Annotated in this window: 17 protein-coding genes; 7 read left to right on the top strand and 10 right to left on the bottom strand. The window is 57.0% G+C overall.

Annotated features, from left to right (window positions below):
- Positions 1 to 29: 29 nt before the first annotated feature.
- On the bottom strand, positions 30 to 374 hold the full coding sequence (locus RIB44_17830; protein ID MEQ8618435.1) for a molybdopterin dinucleotide binding domain-containing protein: 345 nt from the start codon (positions 372 to 374) through the stop codon (positions 30 to 32).
- Between the two features lie 204 nt (positions 375 to 578).
- The gene (gene fhcD, locus RIB44_17835; GenBank protein ID MEQ8618436.1) at positions 579 to 1484 is read right to left on the bottom strand and encodes a formylmethanofuran--tetrahydromethanopterin N-formyltransferase; all 906 of its coding nucleotides are present in this window, start codon (positions 1482 to 1484) and stop codon (positions 579 to 581) included.
- Between the two features lie 289 nt (positions 1485 to 1773).
- Here fhcD and RIB44_17840 point away from each other — a divergent pair, with 289 nt between their 5' ends.
- From RIB44_17840 to RIB44_17855, 4 genes are all read left to right on the top strand, one after another.
- Positions 1774 to 3111: a formylmethanofuran dehydrogenase subunit B gene (locus tag RIB44_17840; protein MEQ8618437.1), complete on the top strand. Its 1338-nt coding sequence runs from the start codon at positions 1774 to 1776 to the stop codon at positions 3109 to 3111.
- 81 nt (positions 3112 to 3192) lie between these two features.
- On the top strand, positions 3193 to 4851 hold the full coding sequence (locus RIB44_17845) for a formylmethanofuran dehydrogenase subunit A (protein MEQ8618438.1): 1659 nt from the start codon (positions 3193 to 3195) through the stop codon (positions 4849 to 4851).
- Between the two features lie 42 nt (positions 4852 to 4893).
- Positions 4894 to 5142, top strand: a complete 249-nt coding sequence (locus RIB44_17850) for a hypothetical protein (protein MEQ8618439.1) — start codon at positions 4894 to 4896, stop codon at positions 5140 to 5142.
- A complete protein-coding gene (locus RIB44_17855) occupies positions 5143 to 5601 on the top strand; it encodes a putative toxin-antitoxin system toxin component, PIN family (GenBank protein MEQ8618440.1) in 459 nt (152 codons plus the stop codon). It abuts the gene before it with no gap.
- Between the two features lie 14 nt (positions 5602 to 5615).
- Here RIB44_17855 and RIB44_17860 read toward each other — a convergent pair whose 3' ends face one another.
- Positions 5616 to 6257: a molybdenum cofactor guanylyltransferase gene (locus tag RIB44_17860; protein ID MEQ8618441.1), complete on the bottom strand. Its 642-nt coding sequence runs from the start codon at positions 6255 to 6257 to the stop codon at positions 5616 to 5618.
- Positions 6258 to 6488: 231 nt separating this feature from the next.
- Here RIB44_17860 and RIB44_17865 point away from each other — a divergent pair, with 231 nt between their 5' ends.
- Positions 6489 to 7310 carry a formylmethanofuran dehydrogenase subunit C gene (locus RIB44_17865; GenBank protein MEQ8618442.1) on the top strand — a complete coding sequence of 274 codons (822 nt, stop codon included), beginning with the start codon at positions 6489 to 6491 and terminating at the stop codon, positions 7308 to 7310.
- 4 nt (positions 7311 to 7314) lie between these two features.
- Here RIB44_17865 and RIB44_17870 read toward each other — a convergent pair whose 3' ends face one another.
- Both RIB44_17870 and RIB44_17875 read right to left on the bottom strand, forming a co-directional pair.
- Positions 7315 to 9339: a molybdopterin biosynthesis protein gene (locus tag RIB44_17870; GenBank protein ID MEQ8618443.1), complete on the bottom strand. Its 2025-nt coding sequence runs from the start codon at positions 9337 to 9339 to the stop codon at positions 7315 to 7317.
- A 223-nt stretch (positions 9340 to 9562) separates the two neighbouring features.
- On the bottom strand, positions 9563 to 10825 hold the full coding sequence (locus RIB44_17875) for a molybdopterin molybdotransferase MoeA (GenBank protein ID MEQ8618444.1): 1263 nt from the start codon (positions 10823 to 10825) through the stop codon (positions 9563 to 9565).
- A 139-nt stretch (positions 10826 to 10964) separates the two neighbouring features.
- Here RIB44_17875 and RIB44_17880 point away from each other — a divergent pair, with 139 nt between their 5' ends.
- Entirely contained in the window at positions 10965 to 12269 is a 1305-nt protein-coding gene (locus RIB44_17880; protein ID MEQ8618445.1) for a formylmethanofuran dehydrogenase subunit B, read from the top strand.
- Positions 12270 to 12304: 35 nt separating this feature from the next.
- Positions 12305 to 15967 (top strand): proline dehydrogenase family protein, encoded by a 3663-nt coding sequence (locus tag RIB44_17885; protein MEQ8618446.1) that lies wholly within the window; start codon positions 12305 to 12307, stop codon positions 15965 to 15967.
- 89 nt (positions 15968 to 16056) lie between these two features.
- On the opposite strand, the gene RIB44_17890 is transcribed toward RIB44_17885, so the two are convergent.
- The 5 genes from RIB44_17890 to RIB44_17910 form a co-directional block, all read right to left on the bottom strand.
- Positions 16057 to 16428, bottom strand: coding sequence for a hypothetical protein (locus RIB44_17890; GenBank protein MEQ8618447.1), 372 nt, complete (start codon positions 16426 to 16428; stop codon positions 16057 to 16059).
- 172 nt (positions 16429 to 16600) lie between these two features.
- Positions 16601 to 17836 carry an LL-diaminopimelate aminotransferase gene (locus RIB44_17895; GenBank protein MEQ8618448.1) on the bottom strand — a complete coding sequence of 412 codons (1236 nt, stop codon included), beginning with the start codon at positions 17834 to 17836 and terminating at the stop codon, positions 16601 to 16603.
- Positions 17837 to 18029: 193 nt separating this feature from the next.
- Complete coding sequence (locus tag RIB44_17900) at positions 18030 to 19823, bottom strand: hypothetical protein (GenBank protein ID MEQ8618449.1); 1794 nt, start codon at positions 19821 to 19823, stop codon at positions 18030 to 18032.
- A 148-nt stretch (positions 19824 to 19971) separates the two neighbouring features.
- A complete protein-coding gene (locus RIB44_17905) occupies positions 19972 to 21603 on the bottom strand; it encodes a hypothetical protein (GenBank protein MEQ8618450.1) in 1632 nt (543 codons plus the stop codon).
- A 147-nt stretch (positions 21604 to 21750) separates the two neighbouring features.
- Positions 21751 to 23445: a hypothetical protein gene (locus tag RIB44_17910; protein ID MEQ8618451.1), complete on the bottom strand. Its 1695-nt coding sequence runs from the start codon at positions 23443 to 23445 to the stop codon at positions 21751 to 21753.
- Positions 23446 to 23506 lie beyond the last annotated feature (61 nt).

A 23506-nucleotide genomic window follows, 5' to 3' on the forward strand; every position in this document is an offset into this window, starting at 1 on the left:
ATATTTGGTCATTTGGACTTGGTCATTGGTCATTTTAAAACCTCTAGCTCCACATCAATCCCCTTGCTCGTCGGCATGCCGCTGCCGTGGGTGTCGCCACCCATGAGGAGGCTGGAGAGGTTGCCGTAGGCGATAAAAAGGAGCCCTGCCGGGAGTTCGTCCCCTTTGGAAGGTTCGACCTCAGCCTCGATTGTGTTCCACTCGCTGGTCAGCCGGACGCGATCTCCTTTGGAGATCCCCAAACGGCCCATGTCCTCGGGATTCACCTGCAGCGTGTTGATCTCGCGCTGGTACTTTTCGAGGAATTTCCCCTCGCTAATGCCGCAGCCTTGGTCGCTGGTTCTGCCGGGAATGAGGATGAAGGTTTCGGGCATTGAAGCTGTCAGCTGTCAGCTATCGGCTGTCAGCTTTCCTTACGAGATGGATGAACCTGTCGAACGGATTTGTGTGAATGTATGAAGGATGTTTGCAAAGCAATGGGCGCAGTAAGCCTCAAAGGTTTAAGTATGCGATTACTGCGGATACAGCAACTATAGCTACCACGATCATATAGGCAGCTTGATTGCCCATGTCATCTCTCATTGCAGTAACTCGTGCAGCTTGAAATGAAACTTCCCAAGCTTGCCGCCGTAGTTTCCTGCGCCGATGGCGAGGATGCCTTCGCCGGCGGCTTTGTTGAGGAGAACCTTCATCGCGCCTGCGACAGCCTCTTCATCGACGCCGTTGACGACGATCTCGTAGCTGGCGTTCACGCCTTCGACGAGTTCCGTTTCCACGCGTCCGCGGAGCGTGGGGCAGAAGGCATCGTTCGTGCTGGCGACGAGCGTTTTGTATTGGGAACCGACCTTGCTTCCGCTACGGACTACACCACCGGGGAATGGGGCGATCACGCCGGGCATGTCTTTGATCGCTTCGCTGGCTCTCCGAGCCGCGGCAAGTGCCGTGGTTTGGTCGATACCTTGGAGGATGATATTTCCGCCTGCGACCCCTTTGCCGACGCCGAGTTTTTCTTCGACAAGGAATTCGCCATCCATCACGGGGATCCGCCAGTAACGACGACCCGCGAAGACTTTGCTTTTCTGAAATCCATCGCCAAAGAATCGAATGTGTTTTCCCAGAGGGATCGTCTCCTCTTTGCCCTCATCGTCCTTCACGCCCTCAAGACCGTTGAAGACGGCCGTTGTGGGGCAGGTCATCACGCATTGGCCGACACGATTGGGGACCGACTTGGCGAGCGCATCGGTGGAAAATCCAAATACGAGAATTGAGGCTGCCGGCCGCCCATCGGGGGACTGCTCGGCTGGAATCCGTTGATCGACGCCCACCTCTGCATCGCAGGCGATCACACTGGAAGCGTAGCCGCCGATTTCAGCCAAGGCGGCGTCCAGCCAGTAATCGTCGGCAGCAGTAATGATGAGCCGCGTGTACCGCATGCGGAACGCTTCGGCAAAGGTATCCAGTATCTCGGTTGGGCCGATTTGCATGGCAGAAGGATGTTTCTTGAGGATTTCGGGAAAGCCTATCATCGCTAGCGTTCGACTTCATGGCAAGCGTCTCTGAGAACGTGGAGAGTCGAAGACAGCCGCGACCTAACAGGTCGCCGGGACCTTTGAGCGATACTACGGCGACCTGTTAGGTCGCGGCTGCCTTGTGTTTTCTCTGCTGTCACAAGCTACAGAGACCGATTACAATGGATGCGTAGCTACCGGAGCACTTTGGCTCCCGTCGCCCAACGATTTCGGGCGAGACGTGGAACTTTCTTCTCAAACTCCCATGGTCACTACTAATCCCGAAGCACCCTCTCAAGAAACCGAACTCAAGATCGTCGAAGACGCCACCTGCACGTTTTGTGGCTGCGTTTGCGACGACATCGAACTGACGGTCGAGAACAACCATATCACCAAAGCCAAACGTGCCTGTGTGCTTGGCAAAGCTTGGTTTTTGAACCACGAAGTTGAGGATCGCCCTTCGTGCTTGATCGATGGTCAGCCGGCAACGGTGGAAGAGGGTTACGATCTGGCTGCGAAGATCCTCACCGATGGCGATTACCCGATCATCTATGGGCTGAGCGATGCGCCGTGCGAAGCGCAACGCAAAGCCGTGGGCATCGCCGATTGGATTGATGGCACCATCGACACCACCACGAGTGTTTGCCACGGCCCCAGCGGCATGGCTTTTCAGGGTGTTGGCGAAGTGACGTGTTCGTTGGGAGAAGTTGCGAATCGCGGCGACATGATCATTTTTTGGGGCTCCAACCCCGCCGAGAGCCACCCGCGGCATTTCACGAAGTACAGTCTGATGCCAAAGGGAATGTTCGTCCCCAATGGTCGCAAAGATCGCACCTGTGTGATCGTTGACGTTCGGAAAACGAAGAGCGCGAACACGGCAGATATTTTCCTCCAGATCAAACCGCGGAAGGACTTTGAAGCCCTGTGGACATTGCGTGCTTTGGCACAGAACATCGAGCTCGACCCGGCCCTCGTCCTCGAAGAGACCGGCGTTGAACTGGCCGTGTTTCAGGATTTGATGGATCGGATGAAAGCCTGCAAGTTCGGCGTGATTTTCTTCGGTATGGGTTTGACCATGACACGTGGTAAGCATTGCAACAGTGAAGCTTTGCTGGCTTTGACACGCGACATGAACGCCTACACACGTTTCGTCGCGAAGCCGAATCGTGGCCACGGTAATGTGACGGGGGCCGACAACGTCGTGAGTTGGCGGACCGGCTATCCCTTCGGCGTGAACCACTCCCGCGGCTATCCCCGCTTCAATCCGGGCGAATACACCACCAGCGATACGCTCGCCAACCGCGAAGCGGACTGCGGAATGATGATCGCGTGCGACCCGATGGCGAACTTCTCACAGCCGGCCCGCGAGCATTTGGCGTCAATTCCTTACATCGCTCTCGACACGAAAATCACGCCAACCACACGGGCCGCTAAAGTGGCATTCAGCGTGGCGACCTACGGGATCAACACCGGCGGAACGGTTTATCGGATGGACGACGTGCCCATTCCGCTGCGTCCTTCCTGTGACTCCCCTCATCCGAGCGATTTTGAAGTGCTCTCGCAGATTGAGAAGCGTGTGCAGGCGATTATTGCCTCGCGGTAAAGTTCGTAGTTCCGCCTTTAGGCGGCCTTACGCTCAATACATTCTTGCAGCCAGAACCCGCCTAAAGGCGGAACTACAAACATGTCTGATTACATCAAAATCGCCGGCGGGACGATTCACGATCCGGCTAACGACATCGACGGCGCGGTGCGCGATATTTGGATTTCGGGCGGGAAGATCGTCAACCCGCCGGAGGACCCGAGCGTTAAGCCGAGCCGCACCATTGATGCACATGGCTTGGTCGTTATGCCCGGCGGTATTGATATGCATTGCCACATTGCCGGGCCGAAGGTGAATGTCGCCCGGAAGATGCGGCCCGAAGAAAAACGCAAGGCGGAAGTCATCGAGCGGACCGCCATCACGCATAGCGGCACGATGGGGAGCGTCCCTAGTACGTTTGCCACTGGTTACAAGTACGCGGGGCTTGGCTACACAACAGCCTTCGACGCGGCAATTCCGCCGTTGGGTGCTCGTCATGCCCATGAGGAATTCGACGACACGCCGTGCCTTGATAAGGGCTTCTACGTGTTGATGGGGAACAATCATTATGTGATGCGTTCCATCCAGCAGAACGAGCCGCAGAAGCTGAAGGCGTTCATTGCGTGGTTGCTACGCTCCGCCAAGGGGTTTGCTCCTAAGTTGGTCAACCCGGGCGGCGTCGAGGTTTGGAAGCACAAGCAGGCCGGCAACGTGCATGGGCTTGATTCGGAGGTCGATCACTTCCGCGTAACGCCGCGGCAGATCGTCAGCCAGGTAACGCAAGCCGCCAATGAACTGGGCCTGCCGCACCCCGTGCATATTCACTGCAACAATCTGGGGATGCCCGGCAACTGGGAGACAACGCTCGAAACGATGAAGGCCCTCAACGGCCACAAGGGGCACCTCACACACATCCAGTTCCACAGCTACGGCGGTGGCGATGGGGACGAGGACACGTTCAACTCGAAGGTCACGCAGCTTGCCGACTACGTAAACACGCACGACAACATCACCGTCGACGTGGGCCAAGTGCTGTTCGGTGAAACCACGAGCATGACCGGCGACGGACCGCTGGGTTACTTTCTTTCAAATGTCTACGGAGGCAAGTGGTTCAGCGGCGATACGGAGATGGAAGCTGGCTGCGGCATCACGCCGATCAAGTACAAGAATAAGAGCCTCGTGCACGCGCTGCAGTGGGCGATCGGGCTCGAGTGGTACCTGCAAGTCGAAGACCCTTGGCGGGTAGTGATGAGCACCGACCACCCCAACGGCGGTTCGTTCCTGGCTTATCCGCAGATCATCCGTTACCTGATGGACCGCCAGTACCGTAAGGACGTCATTAAGACTTGCCACCCGCGGGTGAAGGACCGCTGCACCCTCGGCGATATCGAGCGCGAGTACACGCTCAACGAAATCGCTATCATCACCCGCGCAGGCCCAGCACGAATCTTGGGCCTGAAGAACAAAGGCCACCTCGCCCCCGGCGCCGACGCGGACATCACGGTCTACACGCCGCACGAGAACAAGGAGACGATGTTCGAACTACCACGGCTGGTGATTAAGGATGGTCAAATCATCGTTGACCAGGGTGACATCCGCCACCCAATTCAAGGCAAGACGCTACACATCGAGCCCGAATACGACACGGGCGTCGAGGCAGATATCCAGGAGTGGTTCGAGGAGTTCTATTCGATCCGCTGGCGGAACTATCCGGTGGATGCGAGCTATTTGCACGAGTCGGAGGTGGTGCCGGGGCGGTGAATTTCGATTGGTCCAAACTTGTGTGTAAGGTATAATTCAGCCATGAGCATGCAAGTCACCCTCCCCGATGATGTTGCCGATCTCGTTTCTCGGCGAGCTGCCACAATGGGCAGTACGCCCGAGGATGTGGCTGTTTCGGCGATTCGCTCGTCACTTTCTCAAGCAGCGATGGCCGAACTCGATGAGGTGCTGCGGCCCATTCGCAAGGCGTTTGATGCCTCGGGGATGACTGAGGATGAGTTGAGTGACCTGCTGGAAGAAGAGAAGCATGCGATGCGACGGGGTGAGTAGTTGAATTCCCCGACCATTTTCGATTGCAATGTTCTATTGCAGGCATTGATCTCTTCTCAAGGACCGGCGGCACGTTGTGTTCGCGGAGCATTGTCTGGCGAGATCCATCTTGTCGTATCCGCTTATCTTTTGGACGAGTTGCGAAGCGTTGCCAGTCGTCCCAAACTGGTAGCACGTTTTCACTTAACGGAAGAGAAGACCGAGCAGTTTATCGAAGATGTCGTCGAAGTGGCTAAGTTGGTTTCTGAAGTTCCGCACGTTTTCGACTACCCTCGCGATCCCAAGGATGAGCCCTACATCGACTTGGCAATTGCCACCAAAGCTCGCTTACTGGTGAGTCGAGATAAAGACTTGTTGGCTTTGAACGATATGAGGCTGCCGGAGGCTGTCGAGTTGCGACGTTTGCATCCGGCGATTGAGATTCTAACGCCTAGTGAAATGGCATTACGTCTCGGTTGATCGGAAACCCGATTCTAGAGTGTCATGAGGCTCAAGGCCACCTCATAATCCTCTGGCGTATTACAGTTCATCAACGACCGCAATTCTGGATCGACTTCGCGTAATTGCTTAACGGGTATTTCTCGTGTGTCGCATTCTTCAAAGAGAAAGAAAGGCCGCAGGCGGTCGGCGGCCAGGAGTGCTTCGACCTTCGACAGCACACTGGTGCGGTAGACAGCCGCCAGCGGGTGGTGATAGTGTTTGCTTCCCGCTTCTTCCTTGGGCACGGCAATGTCGTGATCGCCGAGTAGCGAGAATATCCGCTCGACAAATGCGGGCACCAATAAGGGAACGTCACAACTAGTGGCGTAGACGGATCCGACCTGCGACTTGTCGCTTAGCCGTCCCGAGTCGAAACAACGCAACCCCGCGGCCAGCCCTTCCAGCGGCCCACGCTCGGGGTTCTCATCGTGCGTGATCGTCACTTCGTTTGGTAACCCAGGCAGCTCTTGCCCGACGGCGGCAACCACGACAATGTTCTTTGGTGGCACGACTTCGCCGACGAGACGCACGACGCGCTGGAGCATCACTTCCTCACCGAACGGGAGGAGCGCCTTCGGGGTGCCCATGCGGGTGGATTTGCCGCCGCAGAGGACGATTGCGCCTTGGTTATTCATTTCGAAACCGTTGTGATTTGACGCAAAGGCGCGGAGGACGCGAAGAATCGCAAAGAAACTTTGGGAACACTAATCTACACTAATTTTAGTAGGCGTCGATTAGCGGGGATTAGCGTTCTCTCTCTGCATTTCTTTGCGTCCTTTGCGCCTTTGCGTTGAATCCCTTAACGCATCAGTTTCAGGTGATTATGATATTCCTTGTCTCGTAATTTTTATTCTGGATTCCATTCCATGGCACTGAAACTTACTTACACCGGCGAAACGACCGTTCCTGTTGAGATCGAAAACTTCACGCCGTCTTGGGCGGCGGAGAAGTCACTCGACCAGATCAAGGCGTTTGAGATTTATCACGGCAACAAGAAGTTGCCGCTGAGCGACTTTTTTGAGGTTGAGGGGGACGCGTCGGATAAGCAGTTCGACTTCTACGGCGATCTTTCTGGGGTGCACTGGATCGGTGCCCACATGGACTCGGGCGAGATCAACATCCACGGCAACGGCGGTCGCCACATTGGTAGTGAGATGACCGGCGGGACGATTCATGTTTATGGCGACGCGGGTGGATGGGTTGGTGCGGAGATGAAAGCCGGGCTGATCCACGTGCATGGGAACGCGGGGCATTTAGTCGGGGCGGCTTATCGAGGCTCGACGAAAGGAATGACTGGCGGGACGATCCTTGTGGATGGGAATGCCGGCAACGAGGTTGGCCTCACCATGCGACGCGGCACAATTGCGATTGGCGGCAATGCGGGCGACGTGATTGGATTCAACATGATCGCGGGGACGGTGATCGTCCTCGGCGAAAGCGGCATCCGTCACGGCGCGGGGATGCGTCGCGGGACGATTGCTTTGCTGGGGGAAAACCCGCCAAAGATGCTTCCCAGTTTCAAGTACGCCTGCACAGCTCAGCCGCAGGTTGTGAGCTTGCTGTTGCGTGAAATCCGTGAGCTAGGATTCGCGATTCCTGATGAATTGCTCGCAGCAGATTACGATCTCTACCACGGCGACTTGGTCGCGCTGGGGCGTGGCGAAGTGTTAGTCCGTCACGCTGCTTAGGTTTTTATCCGCGTTCATCTGCGGCTAAGTTGAAGCCCTTCGTAGTCAGTTGATTTCGAATCTCGGGGCTCTCTAGTAACTCTTTGAAAGCGACGACTGCTGGTCGGTCGAGTCTGCTCTTGGGGATGACGAAATCAAATTGCTCGTCTCTGAGCGGCAAGAAGACGAGTCCTGCTGATTCAGCGACGGATCGAATTGCCACTCCCCAATCGGCGCGGCTTTGCGCGACGGCGGCGACCACGGCGTTGTGGCTTTTGGCTTGGACGCTGTGTCCTTGGGGCTGAAGCTTGGAACCCACGAGCTTGCGCTCGGGGCTAGTTGAGGTTTGCTCATTCTCTCTCCCATAGCCCCCAGCGCCAGCTGGGGGTTGCGGCGCAAGTAACTGATCGATCAGGATCCGCGTGCCACTGCCTCGATTGCGATTGATCATGCGAACGCCTTCGCTGGGAATCGTTTCGGAGAGGACGCCTGCGAGTGACTTCTCGGCAAAGCGACGGTCCTCTTGGCGAAAGACAATTCCTTGACTGCGGCCATAGCCTGGGAGGAGTGCGAGCGTCTCATCGAGAAATGGGTGATTGTAAGTGTCAGTTTTCTCGTCGAGCAAATGAATCCCAGCGATGTCGCATTCGCCTCGCCGGGCGGCTTCGAGTCCTGCGGTACTTCCAACGGCAAAGAATTTTACGTTGAGCCCACTTCGACTGAGCTTTGACAAAAGGAAATCGAGCCCTACGCAGTGGCTACCAATCACGACAAGGTCTGCCGGTTGCGTGCGTGCGCCGATCAATTGGACCGAGGCCGAGCTGCCGGCGTCGACGATTTCCGTGTGGCGATCAATCGTGACGAAGCCGTCGGCCTGACTAAACGTGGTGACGGAGCCAGAGCCTTTTCCCATCGGGTAGGCCTTCACAGCCTCGTCGCTGTCGACAAGCCCGACGAGCAAATACTCCGTGCGGCCAATCTCGGAATTCACTTTCACAGCCATTGTGGCTTCGAGAGTTCCTTCGTCTGCTGGTGAACGACCGCCGAGCAGGCTGATCACAGGGGCAACGAACTCGTGAAACGTGAACACAGCGGAGGTCGGGAAACCGGGAAGGATGACCACTGGTTTACCTGCTTCACTCGCTAGGCAAATCGGCTTGCCTGGCTTGAGGGCAACGCCGTGGGCGACGATTCCGGGCCCTTGCCATGGCTTGTTGTTGAGCTCGGCGACCACGCGATAACACAAGTCGCCCTGCCCTTTGCTTGTGCCGCCGGAAAGGAGAACGACGTCGGCTACTTGCAGGGCGAGTTTTAGTTTCTCTCGTAACTCATCGATGTCGTCTTTTACGATTCCAAGGTTCAGTGGCGAACCGCCCAGTTCGCGGATGGCGTCGGCGAGGATTTGGGCGTTCGAGTCATAGACCAACGCGGGCTGCATTGGCTCGCCGGGGACGATAATCTCGTCGCCGGTGGAAATGATCGCGACCTTGGGTCGTTGAAATACCGGAACGTCGGTTTTGCCGATCGCCGCTAGAACTCCCGTCTCGCGACTGGTGAGTACGGTTCCACTGCGGAGGATCGTTTCCCCGGCGGCAATATCCGTTCCGGCAAAGGTGATTCCAAACGCTGGGGCAACTGCCCGACGGACGGCAAGTTGATCGTCCTTCGCCTCGGCGTGTTCGATCATCATGACGGCATCGGCACCGCGAGGGATCATGCCTCCCGTGGCAATTGCCATTGCTTCACCGGATACAATTTCGCCTTGAGGCTGAACACCGGTGGAAACGATCTCCTTAAGAAGCTTGAGCGTTCGGGGTGTCTGCTCATCGGCTCCAATCGTATCCGTGGCCCGGATTGCGTAGCCGTCGTAGTTGGAGCGATCGAAGGAGGGGACATCGACGGTCGCGACGATGTCTTCGGCGAGGACTCGGCCTAGTGCTGCGGATAGCGAAACAATCTCGTTTCCTAACGGTGCTAGATTAAGTGCAGAACGGAACCGGCGCTCGGCTTCGTCGCGGTCGAGGACGTTTAGGAATTGTTCTTGTTTCATATTGAAACCGCAGAGCGGTGAAAGCCCGTAGCCTGGGGCGTGAGCCCCTGGAGCCTTCGATAATTTTGAATCAGCCCCAAAGGGGTGAGAGCATGACTCCGGCTCTGCGCTTTGGGTAACTGTCGCCCCTTCGGGGCTTAACGTTTGTTTTGTTGTTCGTTTCCCCGGGGCTCACGCCCCGGGCTATGGGCTTCCGTCCCTTCGGGACTTAGCCGAATCTTTTCTAATCGTATAAGAAAACCTCAACCTCGCTCCCTTCACCGTACCCTTCACTATCGGCTGGAATCACCACGAATCCGTCAGCTTTAGTCGTGCTGCTGAGAACCGACGCGCCGCTGATGGCGATGGGTTCTACAAGGCCAGATTCTGTATCAAAGTTCACGCGGGCGTAGTCGACTCGACCTATGGCGGAGACCAGCTTTCTCGCAAGTTGGCCTGTGGACGAAGCATAGGGCCAATCCGCCAAGAGGCCTCCCAGTTGACGAATCGCTCGACCTGCGAAAAAGTCGTACGCGCAGAGACACGACACCGGGTTACCGGGAAGTAAGAACACGAGCCGGTCGCCGAGCTTCCCCATCCCCGTTGGGCTGCTGGGACGCATGGCGATGCCGTGGATGCCTAGGGTGCCATGTTCGGCCAGCAGCGTTGGGGCATGGTCCTCTTGCCCGACACTCGATCCGCCTGAAACGAGAATCACTTCGGCGTCTGATTTCAACGCGGCGAGAACCGCGTCTCGATCGTCGGGGACGATGTCAGGGTTCTGCACGGTTCCGCCGTCGCGCTCAACAAGTGCAGCAAGCATGGGTCCATTCGCGTCGGTGATCTTTGCGCCTTGCGGTTCTGATCCCGAAGGAAGTAATTCGTTGCCGGTGATGACGATACGTACGCGAGGTTTCTTGATCACGGAAACTTCACCGCGACCGATGGAAGAGAGTACGCCCAAGTCTTGCGGCCTCAGGATTCTTCCAGCCGGCAGGACTTCTGTTCCGGCTTGGATGTCTTCGCCGACGTTGCCAACGTGTTTGCCTGCGGCAACGTCGCTGAGGGCGAACAGCTTGTCGGAATCTGTTTCACTCTTTTCGGCGGGAAGTACGGCATCGGCACCCGCTGGCAACGGGGCCCCTGTCATGATGCGAGCGGCTTGGCCGCGAGCGACTTTTCCCTCGAAAGGTTCGCCGGGGAAGCAGTCTCCGAGGATTTCTAACGGCAGTCGATTGTAGGCAGTCGCCCCATGTGTGTCTGCTGCATGAAGTGCGTAGCCATCCATCATCGCCCGGCGGAACTGGGGAACATCGATGCGACTGACGACGGACTGGGAGAGGACGCGATTGTGGCTGTGAGCAAGTTGGATCTGTTCTCCAGGCAAATTCTCTCGCGAAGGAATCTGCGAATCGAGCCATGCGAGAGCCTGCTCGACGGTCGAGCGCTCGCGAAAGCCTCGCATGCGGACGTCTGCGTTGGGGTGGGGGGTGTCTTGTTTCGTCATGTCTTAGTCTCAAATTCTGGCCCGTCGATCCCTATTCTGATTGCTGGTATAATCTCGGGAAAGCCTATCTGAGGAGAAACAGCGAATCCCTAATCTCTGTGAACCTCTGTGTCCTCTGTGGTAAATAAGTCTAAGCCCCGTGTCGCAAACCCACCACGATGTTGCTTGCACCGTCTGTGGTTGCGTCTGTGATGACATTACCGTCGAAGTTGACGACGGTCGAATCGTTTCGCACGAGCGGCTTTGCGAGCTTGGCGAACCCGCTTTCTTGGAACTGGTTTCAGAGGCGGAAGCTGTAGAAATCGGAGGGCAGTCGACCACGCTCACTGACGGCTATCAGCGTGCTGCCGAGATTCTCAAGGCGAGCTGTGCACCGCTCGTCTACGGGATGTCGAGAAGTAGCACGCCTGGGCAACGAGCCGCGGTACGTTTAGCGGACAAACTGGGGGCGGTGGTCGATACGACCGCTTCCACCTGTCACGCCCCCTCGATCATGGCAGTGCAACGCGTGGGCGAGAGTACCTCGACGCTTGGCGAAGTGCGCAACCGTAGTGACTTGGTGATCTACTGGGGGAGCAACCCCCTGGAAAGTCATCCGCGTCACCTGGAGCGAATTGTCGATTCGCCCGGTCAGTTCGTTCCTGGTGGGCGAAAAGGTCGGACGTTGGTCGTCGTTGACACGGTCAAGACGGAAACGGCTGAGCGGGCCGACGTGTTTATCCAAGTCGAACCGGGGGGCGACTTTGAACTCATTTGGGCGCTGCGGATGCTGACGCAAGGCAAGCCGCTCGGAGTCGGAGGACCTCAAGACACAAAACGCAGTGGGGGCGAGACTCCGACATCAGTCGGGGGAGTCCCAATCGCGCAAGTCGAGCAATTTGCAGAACTTTTGCGAAAGAGCAACTACGGCGCGGTTTTCTTCGGGCTCGGCATCACGCGCGAGAGTGTCCCTCACGCGACGATCGAGGCACTGTTACAACTGGTAACCGACGAGAACGCACACACACGATTTATCGCGCGGAGGATGCGGATACCGGGCGACGTTTCGGGTGCTGATAGCGTCCTTTGTTGGCAGACCGGCTTTCCGTTTAGTGTGAGTATGGCTCGCGGGTATCCTCGCTATAACCCTGGGGAATACACGGCGGGGAATCTCCTTGAAAGACACGAAGTCGATGCGGTGGTTTTGGTGGGTAGCGAAGGAGTATCGAAACTCACCGAAGAAGCTCAGGCATACCTGAGAACCATTCCGACGATCGTTCTCGACTATCCAGGGCAGGAATGTCCATTCGTGCCTGCCGTGAAATTCACAACGGGGGTCTACGGCATCCATCACGCTGGCACTGCGTACCGTATGGATGAGGTGCCGATTCCTCTCCGTTCGGTTCTGCAGACAGACCTGCCATCTGACGAAACGGTCCTTCAAGAGATTCTCGCCAGGGTATAATTCGGTCGCCAGGTCGAATACCAAGCGAGGATGCCATGCCTTCTAAGCTACCCGACGAAGTAGCCAAACAGGTTCAGAGCCAAATCAACGAGCTCTTCGCGGACTTCAATTCAAATGATTCAGAGGTTGACCCTCTCGCCCAGCAAGCGGTCTATCTAGCGCGAGAGTTGCAACGCCGCGCTTCGCAACTACAGACGCCCGCGGAAAAGCAGCAGCAGGCGGAATTGGATGCGATGATCACCTCGCCGGAGGACAAGGCGACGCTGATGCAGATGACTGATCAGGCGTTTCGCTCGCACTCGACACGTCGTGCGGCAGATCAACTGGTGCACATATTGGATGTGCAAGGCGTACCGCGGTTTTTTGGTCTGTTCGATAAGGCAATGCTCAAGGGCTTTCAGGCATTCGGCGGTTACCTGCCTGGCGTTGCCATGCCTTTGGTGAAGGAGAAGATGCAGCACGAGACGGCCAACGTTGTGCTGCCTGCTGAGGAAGAGCTTCTCAAGAAGCATCTCGAGGAACGCCGTCGCGAAGGCTTACGGATGAACGTCAATGTCTTGGGCGAGGCGTTGCTTGGGGAGAGGGAAGCCCAGCGACGTTTGCAAATGTATCTGGCGGCACTCGCACGACCCGAGATCGAAGTGATTTCGGTGAAGATCTCGACGATCTACTCGCAGATTTCTCCCATTGCGCGTGAACACACCGTCAACGTGCTCTGTGATCGCTTGGAACTGTTGTATCGGGCAGCAGCGAAACATCGGTTCAAGCGGTCTGATGGCAGCGAGGTGACCAAGTTCGTCTACCTCGACATGGAGGAATACCGCGACAAGCACATCACTGCCGAGGTTTTCATGCGAACGCTCGACCGGCCTGGGATGGAGCAAGTCCGCGCCGGAATAGCCTTGCAAGCGTATCTGCCTGACTCCTTCGAGACGCAGCAAACGATTACCGAGTGGGCAAGAGCACGGGTGACGGCGGGGAAGTCGCCGGTGACGGTTCGCCTCGTAAAGGGTGCCAACATGGAGATGGAACGCGTTGAAGCGAGCCTCTACGGCTGGCCGATCGCGACGTTCACAGACAAAACCGACACCGATGCCAACTATCTGCGGATGCTTCGCTACGGGATGCAGCCGGAGAATATCGCGGCGGTGCAGTTGGGCATTGCTTCGCACAATTTGTTCTCACTGGCTTACGGTCTGGTGCTGGCATTCGAGGCCAGCGCTCTTGATCGCGTGCAATTTGAGATGCTCGAAGGGATGGCCAACCATCAGCGACGGGCGTTGTTTGCCCTCTCCCAGAACATGCTGCTTTACGCACCGGCGTGCAAGCAGGAAGATTTCATCAATGCGATCGGGTACCTCGTGCGTCGGCTTGATGAGAACACGGGCGAGGAGAACTTCTTGCGTCACGCGTTTAGCTTGGAAGTTGGGGATGCGGAGTGGGAGAAGTTAGAAGAAGGCTTTTTGGCGGCCTTTCGGCGCATTGAGTCGCTTTCGAGCGCTCCGAATAAGGTACAAGATCGGAACATAGAGAGCGCACACCGGCAGGCTGTTAGCCCGCGGCAGCCGTTCGCTAATGAACCCGACACGGATTGGTCGCTTCCTCAGAATGGCGAGTGGGCTCAGCAAATCATTGAGCGTTGGGAGCCACAGCATAGTGACCACGCTGCCGATGTGCCCTTGGTGATCGCTGGGAAGGAAATCTTTGCTGATCGCGAAGTTGGTGAATCCACTGATCCCTCTCGCCCAGGAATTGTCGTCGCCAAGTATCGTGAAGGGACAAGCGAAGATGTCGAAGACGCGGTGCGATGTGCCGTCGCCGATCCAACGAACTGGCGTGACCTGCCCGTGGCGGAGCGAACGGAGTTGCTCGACCGAGTCGCCGATGAAATTGTTCGCAACCGTGGCGATCTCATGGGGGCCATGCTCGCTGAAGGAGGGAAGACGCTCGCCGAAAGCGACCCGGAAGTCTCCGAGGCGATCGATTTCTGCCGTTACTATGGTCAATCGGCAGCGGCCTTTCACGAGTTAGAAGGAGTGCAGGTCACGAGTAAAGGAGTCGTGGCGGTGGTTTCGCCCTGGAATTTCCCACTGGCGATTCCTTGTGGTGGCATCGCCGCGGCGCTGGCGGCGGGGAACACGGCGATTCTCAAGCCCGCTTCCGACACGGCGATGATTGCCTATCGGCTCTGTGAGTGCTTTTGGCGCGCCGGTGTGCCGCGCGAAGCCTTGCAGTTTCTCACTGGACGAGGCGGTACTGTTGGTCACCAGCTTGTGACGCATGATGCGGTCGATGCTGTGATTCTTACTGGGGGGACGAACACTGCAGAGCGGATGCTGGCCGCGAAGCCTGCAATGAACTTGTACGCCGAGACTGGTGGGAAGAACGCCACGATTGTCACAGCGCTGGCCGATCGCGATCTGGCGATCAAGAACGTCTTGCACTCAGCGTTCAGTCACGGCGGGCAGAAATGTTCGGCGACTTCCTTGCTGCTGCTCGAAGAAGAAGTCTACAACGACGCGAGTTTTCGAGAGACCTTGTGCGATGCGGTGGAGAGCTTGAAGGTCGGCTCGGCTTGGAAACTGGAAACGAAGATCGGCCCGCTGATTCGCCCGCCCAGCGGCGAGCTTGAGCAGGGACTGAAAGACCTTGAAGACGGCGAATCCTGGGCCGTGATGCCGCGGCTGCACGTCGATGAGAATCCGAATCTGATTGCCCCCGGTGTGAAGTGGGGCGTCACGCCTGGAAGTTTCACACACTGCACGGAATTGTTTGGCCCGGTGCTGGGCGTGATGTGCGTGAAGAGCCTGGGAGAAGCGATCGAATTGGTGAACGCGACGGGATACGGACTGACATCAGGTTTAGAGAGCCTCGATCATCGCGAGCACGACATTTGGAAGAAAGGCGTCAAGTCGGGCAACCTCTATGTGAACCGCCCGACGACCGGTGCGATCGTTCTTCGCCAACCGTTCGGCGGCATGGGCAAAAGTGCCGTCGGTCCCGGCATCAAAGCGGGCGGGCCGAACTACGTGGCGACCTTGATGAAGTTTCAAGATAACTGCGAGGCAGGTTTCCAGAATCGTGCGAGTCGCAGGGAAGCTCCAACTTGGCCAACCTTCCAAACCTTCTGCGAGGTCCTTGACGATCCCACGCTCACTAGCGCTATCGTTAGTTACGAACGATGGGGCGAGGAAGAGTTTTTGAGCACGCACGACCATTTTCATCTTGTGGGCGAAGATAACATTCGTCGTTATTTGCCCGTCAAGCGGCTCTGTGTGCGTGTCCACCCGGACGATCAAGCTTGGGAGGTGTTTGCTCGGGTGGCGGCGGCGCGAATTGCCGGCTCGAACATCACGGTGAGCGTCCCCGCGAGCCTTTCAGGCGAGGCGATGGGGGCTGTTTCCCAATTAAAAGAGCTGGTCGCGATATGGTCCCCCAAGCCAGAATTTCTCGCTGAGTCCAACGAAGATTTGGCGATGGCTACGTCTAAGCGACGAGTCGGGCGGCTGCGTTTTGCCCACCCTTCGCGCGTTCCCACGGATGTGAGAAAAGCCGCCGCCGATGCCCTGCTCTACATCGCGGACACGCCGGTTAGTTCGCACGGTCGTGTTGAGTTGCTGTGGTATTTCCGCGAGCAGTCGATCTCGCACGTGTATCATCGCTACGGGAATCTTGGTTTGCGTGGCAATTCACAGTGAAAGTCCCACGCAGAGTCGCGGAGATCGCAAAGGTTCTGTTTGAGATCTAGCTCGGCGGCCTCCGCACCTCTGCGTGGGATATCTAGCGACTACTTTTTCTTGCGGCGTTTCTTCTCTATCGTCCAAACCTCGGCAAAGCTCGGGTCGAGCCGTGCCAGCCGGTTCCGCCGGATGTCGAGCTGACGCAGCTTTCCTTTGCGGGGCTTCACCAACACGAACGGCAAGCAAACGGCTTTGACTTCCAGCGGCTCGCAGTCGCGGTACGGGGTGATGGCGATGCGGACCAACTCTTCACGCTCCGCTTGGGCGACGTCGTATTCCCAGATGAGCAGAGGGAACTCACAGATTTCATAGAGGATGGCGACCCAATCACCGGCGCGCACTTCCTCCGGCGCGAGCGACTTTGCCAAAGTCGCGCGCTCACACTCCACCTCGGCGTCGTTGGTTGCGGAAGAAGCCATGCGGAGGAGGACATGGCACGGCTAGCGGAGGTTCGCAAAGAGATGGCAATTGAACATTGACTAGCCCGCGAGCACGACGACGTTGGGTCTGGCTCGCGCGGAGAATTATTTGCAAGGGTTCCCGCGCGAGGCTTAGCTAGCAAACTTTCGTTCGCAGTGTGCGAGATCTGCCCTAAAAAACAGGCTGCAAACTCTTCAGTCGAGCTTCGGTCTCTGCCATTAGCGCATCCTCGGCGGCTTCGTCTTCCGCGACGTAGGTGACGCTGAATCTTAGGAACGGCCCCGCGTCGTCCCAGGGGACGGTGCAAATGGACTGTTCGGTGATGAGAAATTGGCTTGCCTCTTCCGCATTGGCGAACTCGACGCCCGGGCCTTCGAAGGCTTTCGGCGACGGCGTGTAGAGAAAGTACGTGCCGCCGGGCATTTCACATTCGAAGCCGCAGCGTTTGAGTGTAGCGACGAGCTTTTCCATGCGACGGCGATACTTCGCGCGGATTCGTTGCGGGATGCTCTCGTCATCGAGAGCGGCGATCGCGGCTTTTTGGATCGCCATGAATTGGCCCGAGTCGCTGTTGTCCTTCACGTAGCCAAACGCGCTGACGATCCGCTCATGGCCGCAGACCCAGCCCATCCGCCAGCCGATCATGTCGTAGCCTTTGCTCATCGAGTGAACTTCGACGCCGACGTCTTTCGCGCCCGGCACGGCAAGGAAGCTGTTTGGTTCTTGGTCAAACGAAAGCAACGCATGGGCGGCGTCTTGCACGATGACAATGTTGTTGTCTTTGGCAAACTGAATCGCCTTCTCGTAAAACTCGCGGGTGGCCGTCTTGCCGGTGGGGCTGTTGGGGAAGCAGAGCACGAGGAGCTTTGCTTTGTCGAGCACGTCCCCAGGGATGCCGTCGAGGTCGGGGAGGAAATCGTTCTCGGCCAGCAGTGGTAATTTGTAAACGCTGCCGCCGTAAAAGTTGGTGTGCGTCCCCACGACGGGATAGCCCGGCACGGTCATTAGCGTGATGTCGCCGGGGTTGATGAACACGCCTGGTAGCATCGCGTAGACAGGCTTCGAGCCGATCGCCGGGCAGATTTCGGTTGCCGGGTCGAGTTGTACGCCGTAGGTCCGCTGCATCATCCGCGCGACGGCTTCCCTGAAGGCGGGAATGCCGTTGTCTGAGTAGCCTCGATTCTCCGGCTTGTTGATCTCCTCGGCCATCACAAGGCGAACCTTCTCGTCGGCCATTTCGTCATTCTCGCCGATCCCGAAGTCGAGCAGTTGCCGTTCGGGAAAGTCCGCCAGGACTTTGCGTTTGGCGCGTTTGATCTTCTCGAACTTGTAAATAGCGGTGTCTTTGCCGTAGCTGGCACCGCCGATGCGGTCGGCGAAAAGGGACTGGAAGTAGGGATCGGACATTGTGGGGTGGCGTTGTTTATGAGTGAGCGGCAGTTACGTTAACCACCATCGTCCCGATGGTGTCTTCGCCGAAATGACGAATCCCACAAGCTACCGGAGTGTGCGAGGGGCGACAACCGGGCGAGGCGCGGTCCACGCGGAGCGTGGAGTTACAGTAACACCACGCTCCGCGTGGTGAGCCCTCTAGCCGGGGCTATTCTTGCGGCAATGTTGGCCACTCGACTTTGGGGAGGGGCATGCGGATGACGAGGTCGTCGCCCTCGGGGAGATCACTCTCGACGCTTGGAGCTTCGTAGTCCTCGCCATATGCTCCATCAGAGTATGAATTCCTTTCAGGGGACTCTACCTTGGGCACCTGAGTCCACTCACCATTGATGACTCGCCATGATAAGCTGTTGCGTACAATGCCGTCGTTATCAGTAGCGTTGTCGTCGATTTCGTTCTTCCCGATGCTGTAGAGGAGATAGCCATCGTCTCGAAGATCGTACCGGTAGGGCTGATTTGCGAAGAGGTCGTTAGGTACCGATCCCATAATCGTGGGGGCAAGCGTTTCTAGCTTTTTCGGATAGCTACCTTGTTCAAGGTGATAGACGGCTAGTGCAGTGGCTATTCGATGTAGTTCGAGGTTCGCTTGAAGGCGATCTTCGGCGACCATCAGCGATGGAAGAGCAGGCAGGAATAGGCTAACGAGCTTCTCGGAAGTTTGTTGACTACGAACCGATTCGCTAGCAAAAATCGAAAAGAGACTAGGTTCCTTCCCGTTGCCCAACGATTGCATTTCGTTGTCCAACTCTTTGAGCTTGGCTTGACGGTTCTTGCGGTCAGTGATCCGAGCCGCGTTGGCGAGGCGATTGTACCAGCGATTGCCCAGCTTCAAACTAGGGGTGGCATCGATTGGTCCTTTCCAAGCCAGACGCTCGAGTTGACTCGGTACACGACTGCTGAAGCTGAGACTGTTAATTGAGACACGCTCCCCGAATCGCCCGCAGGTAACGCGCAACGCAGAATCGAGGAACATGAATCGTTCTCCTCGATCGATAGCGCCAGCCATGTCGACTCTCATAGGCAGGGATTGCAGGTCACTCAAGATCTTGCGAGCAAGTTGCTCGGTAAGTTGCTCGCTGTTCAATACATCGTCAAGACAACTCATCGCGACATCTCGCATGGCGATACCGATGAGCTTCTCAACACAGGTATCTCCACGGGCAATGTGGTTTCCCAGCTGCATGATGGCGAAAAAGTCTTGCCAAGCAAGTTCAACTCTTCCCTCGCCCAAATGTAGCATGCCTCGCAGGTTCAGCTCACGAGAGGCAGAGCGACCAACTTGTGATGAAGTGAGCCACAAGGATAACAAGGCAGGGTTCGGTTCGTTGAGAAACGATGGAGACGGACTGTAGAATTCTGGTCGTTTGCCCGCTTCGACCAGCAAGTCGAGCGCTTGGTTATTCCGTTTGACCCAGCTTGCCAGCGGTGGGTATTGCTCCGCTGTCCACGGCCTCTCCTTCGCATATTCGATCAGAGCTTGAATGGAGTCTTTCGTAATCGCGGATGGCTGTTTGTCGGAGGCGGCCATGTCGTCCGCGTAGCCATATTCACCGTCTGGTACTTCCGGGGCGACATAGCCGAAATCCGTGTAGATTTGATCGTCGGTGTAGGCAGGCACCAGGAAAGCGCCGGTATCAAGGTTCTCTAGACCAATCTCGTCGCAGGCAAGCTGAAACATAGATTGCTCCATATTATTGTAATCCTGCGGCCCCATCGCTCGCCAGAATGGCACAGCTCCATTGTTCTCCGGCGTGACGCCTTCTCGTTGCTTGGCGAAAATCACTGCGGCATAGTCTGGTAGCCCATCCTCAGCCAGAGGCTCAGTGATGTAGGTTGTACTCTTGCCAAGCTTCAGCGTGGGAGTGGGGCCGAATTGTTGGTAGAGAAACCATCCGAGCAGCAGTGCCAGTGGAATACCAATGTAGAGAAGTTTGCGTTTCATTGCGTCTTATCTGTTGCTCAACGAATAAGCACGAATCGAGCGAGTGAAAGAAGATGGCTACCGCTCACTATTCTACCAAACAAGATTCGCGCTATTCGTGAGATTCGTTGACGAGAAAGCCCGCATGACTCAGCCCTCGAGGGCCGAGCTACTTGGCTTGGGGCCAATCAATCTCCGGCAGCGGCAAGCGGATCACTAGGTCGTCGCCTTCGTACTTCTCCCACGTTTCGGACTCGCCGGTGGGGTCGGTTTCGGAGAGGTTGTCGAGTTTGGCTTGCAGGGCGGCGTGGGTGGTCCATTCGCCTTGGATCACGTAGTGCGTTTGGTCTTCGTACTCGTCGCGGAAGGTGCCTTGGTCGTCCTCCGCGTTGCTGCCTAGGCCGTAGAGCAGGTAGCCCTGCTTCTGGCGGAAGTAGCGGAACTTTTGTTCGTAGACGGGGTCGAGAGGTAACTCTTGGAGGAAGTCGGGCGTCAGTTCGTGTAACTCCACAGGGTACTCTCCCCGCTTTGCGTGAAAGGTAGCCAGCGCGGTGGCGACGATCGAGAGGCGGCGTTTTGTGATGCCGCGACGTTCTGCCACCATAGCTGCCCATGTGGGGGAAAAAAGCAGGCTGGCCGTGCGGGCGTATTGCCATTTTGACCTCGCTTGGGGAGAGATGAGTGCCTGAGCCATGAGGGCCTTGCTTTCTCCAATCTCGCTCCAACTCTCGACGCGTTGGTTGACTTCGTCCAAGAATGCCTCACTACGTTTTGGATCTTCTTCGTAGGCGGCTTTCTCATAGAGATCGTGATCATCGTTGAGCCGGCGGAAGATGTAGTTCCAATCGTAGGCGGCACGGTTGGCAATCCAGTCGTTATTCTTCTTGTCGGCAGGCAGGCTTTTAGGAGGCTGGCGAATCATCTGCAGGGCACTATCAAGCGTTAGCAGGCGTTCGTCGTAAGTGATTGCCCGTCGCATTTCCTTGGCCGGTGGCAACGATTGGAGGTCGGTCAGCATTTGTGCGAGCAGCCCTTCAGGAACCGCGACCGATTGTTTAGCCATCTGGTGTAGGAGTGCCACGTGCGCTTTGTCGGCCATCCCTTCGACCGCGATGGCGACCAGCGAGGCAACGATTCCGAATTGATTGCTGGCGTGTCGGGCCAAGCGGCGGCAGGCCATCAGGTCGGCGTGGGCCGCGGCAAAACGTCCCTCGCCAGCACGGAGCGTTGCTCGTACGCACAAGCCACGAGTGAAGGCGCGTAAGCCTTCGAGCATCGAATGATCCTGTAGCAACAGGGGTGGGCCGTCTTCGAGAATTTCAGCGACCATCGGCCCGTAGAACTTCGGACGCTGCGAGGCTTCGATGGCTAAGTCGAGTGGTTTACTGTTGGCCCGCAACCACACGGCCAGCGGCGGGAAGTCGCTTTCCTGCCAGGGATGGTTGTAAGCGGCTTCGCCCTGCTCCCCGAGATGCTCGTCGGCCAGTTCGATGAGGTATTTGCCTTCCTCCGGCGGCTCGGGCATGTCGAGCTCGTTGAAGAAGGCGGCTCGTTTTTCTTCTTCGATCTCACGAGGGCCAAGCGCTTGCCAAAGAAGCACCACTGCGTTGTTGTCTGCCGTGACGCCTGCTTTGGCTTTTTGCCGTACGAACTCGAAGTAATCAGGTAGGCCTTCTTCGTCGAGGGGTTCGGTGATGAACGTGATGCTCTTCTCGATCTTCAGCGGCGGGTCTGCCGCGTAGGATTGGCGGCAGCAAAGGATGAGCAACGCACAGGTAGAGTAGATGAGGTTGTGTTTCATCATGCGTCTCTTTGGTCAACGAATGGCACAAATCTCACGAATGTGATTTGAATAGGCTTGCTACTATTTTAGCAAAGAAGATTCGTGTGATTTGTGAAATTCGTTGACAAGCACAACCAGAAACAAACTCAGCCCTGGAGGGCCGAGCTACTGGGCTTTATGCCACTGCATTTTGGGCATGGGGAGCCGGATGATGAGGTCGTCGCCCTCGTCATAGAGCTCTGGTGGGTCGGCTTCGGTTTGCAGCCACTGCTCGCTGTCGAGCCATTCGCCCTTGTATACGCGGAACGGTGCGTCGTCGTTGTAGAAGTACGTGTTCGTGCCGTTGTCGTCGGTCTCGTTCTTGCCGACGCTATAGAGGAGGTAACCCTCGCCCACGCGGCGGTAGTTGAGCGGTGCAGCGGCGAAGAGGTCCGCGGGGACTTTTTCGAGAATGTCTGCGGTTAGTGGTTCGAGTGTTTTTGGGTATTCGCCGTATTGGAGTTTGTAGATGGCAAGTGCCGTGGCGACTTGGGCCAGTTCGAGTTGCATTTGGCTGCGGTCTTCGGCATGTGTTGCGGCGCTGACCGCGGGCAGGAACAGACTCAAGAGGATTTCGGTGACGGTACGCGAGCGTTGTGAGGTGCTGAAGATCGCCCCGAGGATTTTTTTCGGTTTCCCGACTTGCAGGCCGCGCAGATCGTTGTTGATTTGGTCGAGGGCCGTTTGCCGCTGCTGATAGTCCTCGATTCGAGCTGCCTCAACCAGCCGGTCGTACCAGTGATTGCAGATTTCGAGCATCAGGTTGGGATTGAGGGCTGCTTTGGCCGCGACTTGCTCGACCCCGTCGCCAATGCTGTCAGTGCCGCCGAGTCTGCCCGTGCAAAACCGGAGCGTGGTATCCAAGCAGAAAAAACGTTCACCGGTGTTGATGGCCTTGGCCATGTCCACTCTCGGCTTGAGTGCTGAGAGGTCTTGGGAAATTTGTTGTGCCAATGCTTCGGTAAGACCCTCGTGGCTGAGCAGATGATCGTGTGCGCGGTAGGCAATTCCTTGCAAGGCGATCCCCACTAGTTTGTGAATGATTGTGGGGCCGTTGCCAACATGTTCGCCAAGTCTCAGGCAAGCGAATGTGTCGCCCCAGGCTCCTTCGAGATCACCCTCGCCCAGACGAAGTTGCGCGCGCGTCATCAAGGCGCGACCTGCTTCGCGCGAAGCCTGCACGCAAGGCAAGAGCAGGTAGATGAGCTCTTCCTCGGGATTCGTCAACGCAGAAATCGACGGCAGATAGAACTCTGGTTGCTTGCCGGCTTCGACTAGCCAGTCTAGTTGCTGCTGATGGTCAGCGACCCAATTAGCAAGTGGCGGACTATCGGTTTCCGCCCAGGGATAGGCTCTCGTCAGATCGAGGAACTCGTAAGCGGCTGATTCGGTGTGGAAGATCGGCTCGTCGTCCGACTCTCGGTCCCAGTGTTTGCTCGCTTTGTCCTTCGACAACCGGAATCCGATCGACTCCATCAGCTGGCCATCTTCCCGGGGCATGCTGAGGAAGGTGTCGAGCTTAACGTCGTTGAGTCCGACCGCGTCACAGAGTAACGCGAAGTCAGCGAGCTTCATGTTCTCGCAGGGGCCCATCGCTCGCAGAAAAGGGACCGCCCCGTTGTTTTCGGGTATCACCCCTTCGCGCTGCATCTGGTCGAGGGCCAGCACGTAGTTCGGCAGGCCATCGGCGGCCAGCGGTTCGCTGATGTAGGTGGTCGTCCGGCCCAAGCGCACCTTGGCGTTGGGGCCGAAGAGTTGGTAGAGGAACCAGCCGAGGGCGAGCAGCAGGAAGATGCCGGTGTAGAGGAGTTTTTTCTTCATGGGTCAAATTTTGATAGGTGAGAAAAAGAGAATATGGTAGGCTTCTGGGGATTCTCGCTGA

The organism is Lacipirellulaceae bacterium (assembly GCA_040218535.1).
GTDB lineage: Bacteria > Planctomycetota > Planctomycetia > Pirellulales > Lacipirellulaceae > Adhaeretor.

Excerpts from the sequence above, each read along its gene's own strand:
- RIB44_17900 (MEQ8618449.1), bottom strand. The coding sequence starts at position 19,823 with ATGAAACGCAAACTTCTCTACATTGGTATTCCACTGGCACTGCTGCTC.
- RIB44_17850 (MEQ8618439.1), top strand. The coding sequence starts at position 4,894 with ATGAGCATGCAAGTCACCCTCCCCGATGATGTTGCCGATCTCGTTTCT.
- RIB44_17885 (MEQ8618446.1), top strand. The coding sequence starts at position 12,305 with ATGCCTTCTAAGCTACCCGACGAAGTAGCCAAACAGGTTCAGAGCCAA.
- RIB44_17840 (MEQ8618437.1), top strand. The coding sequence starts at position 1,774 with ATGGTCACTACTAATCCCGAAGCACCCTCTCAAGAAACCGAACTCAAG.
- RIB44_17895 (MEQ8618448.1), bottom strand. The coding sequence starts at position 17,836 with ATGTCCGATCCCTACTTCCAGTCCCTTTTCGCCGACCGCATCGGCGGT.
- RIB44_17865 (MEQ8618442.1), top strand. The coding sequence starts at position 6,489 with ATGGCACTGAAACTTACTTACACCGGCGAAACGACCGTTCCTGTTGAG.
- RIB44_17830 (MEQ8618435.1), bottom strand. The coding sequence starts at position 374 with ATGCCCGAAACCTTCATCCTCATTCCCGGCAGAACCAGCGACCAAGGC.
- RIB44_17845 (MEQ8618438.1), top strand. The coding sequence starts at position 3,193 with ATGTCTGATTACATCAAAATCGCCGGCGGGACGATTCACGATCCGGCT.
- RIB44_17870 (MEQ8618443.1), bottom strand. The coding sequence starts at position 9,339 with ATGAAACAAGAACAATTCCTAAACGTCCTCGACCGCGACGAAGCCGAG.
- RIB44_17890 (MEQ8618447.1), bottom strand. The coding sequence starts at position 16,428 with ATGGCTTCTTCCGCAACCAACGACGCCGAGGTGGAGTGTGAGCGCGCG.
- fhcD (MEQ8618436.1), bottom strand. The coding sequence starts at position 1,484 with ATGCAAATCGGCCCAACCGAGATACTGGATACCTTTGCCGAAGCGTTC.
- RIB44_17860 (MEQ8618441.1), bottom strand. The coding sequence starts at position 6,257 with ATGAATAACCAAGGCGCAATCGTCCTCTGCGGCGGCAAATCCACCCGC.
- RIB44_17910 (MEQ8618451.1), bottom strand. The coding sequence starts at position 23,445 with ATGAAGAAAAAACTCCTCTACACCGGCATCTTCCTGCTGCTCGCCCTC.
- RIB44_17875 (MEQ8618444.1), bottom strand. The coding sequence starts at position 10,825 with ATGACGAAACAAGACACCCCCCACCCCAACGCAGACGTCCGCATGCGA.
- RIB44_17905 (MEQ8618450.1), bottom strand. The coding sequence starts at position 21,603 with ATGAAACACAACCTCATCTACTCTACCTGTGCGTTGCTCATCCTTTGC.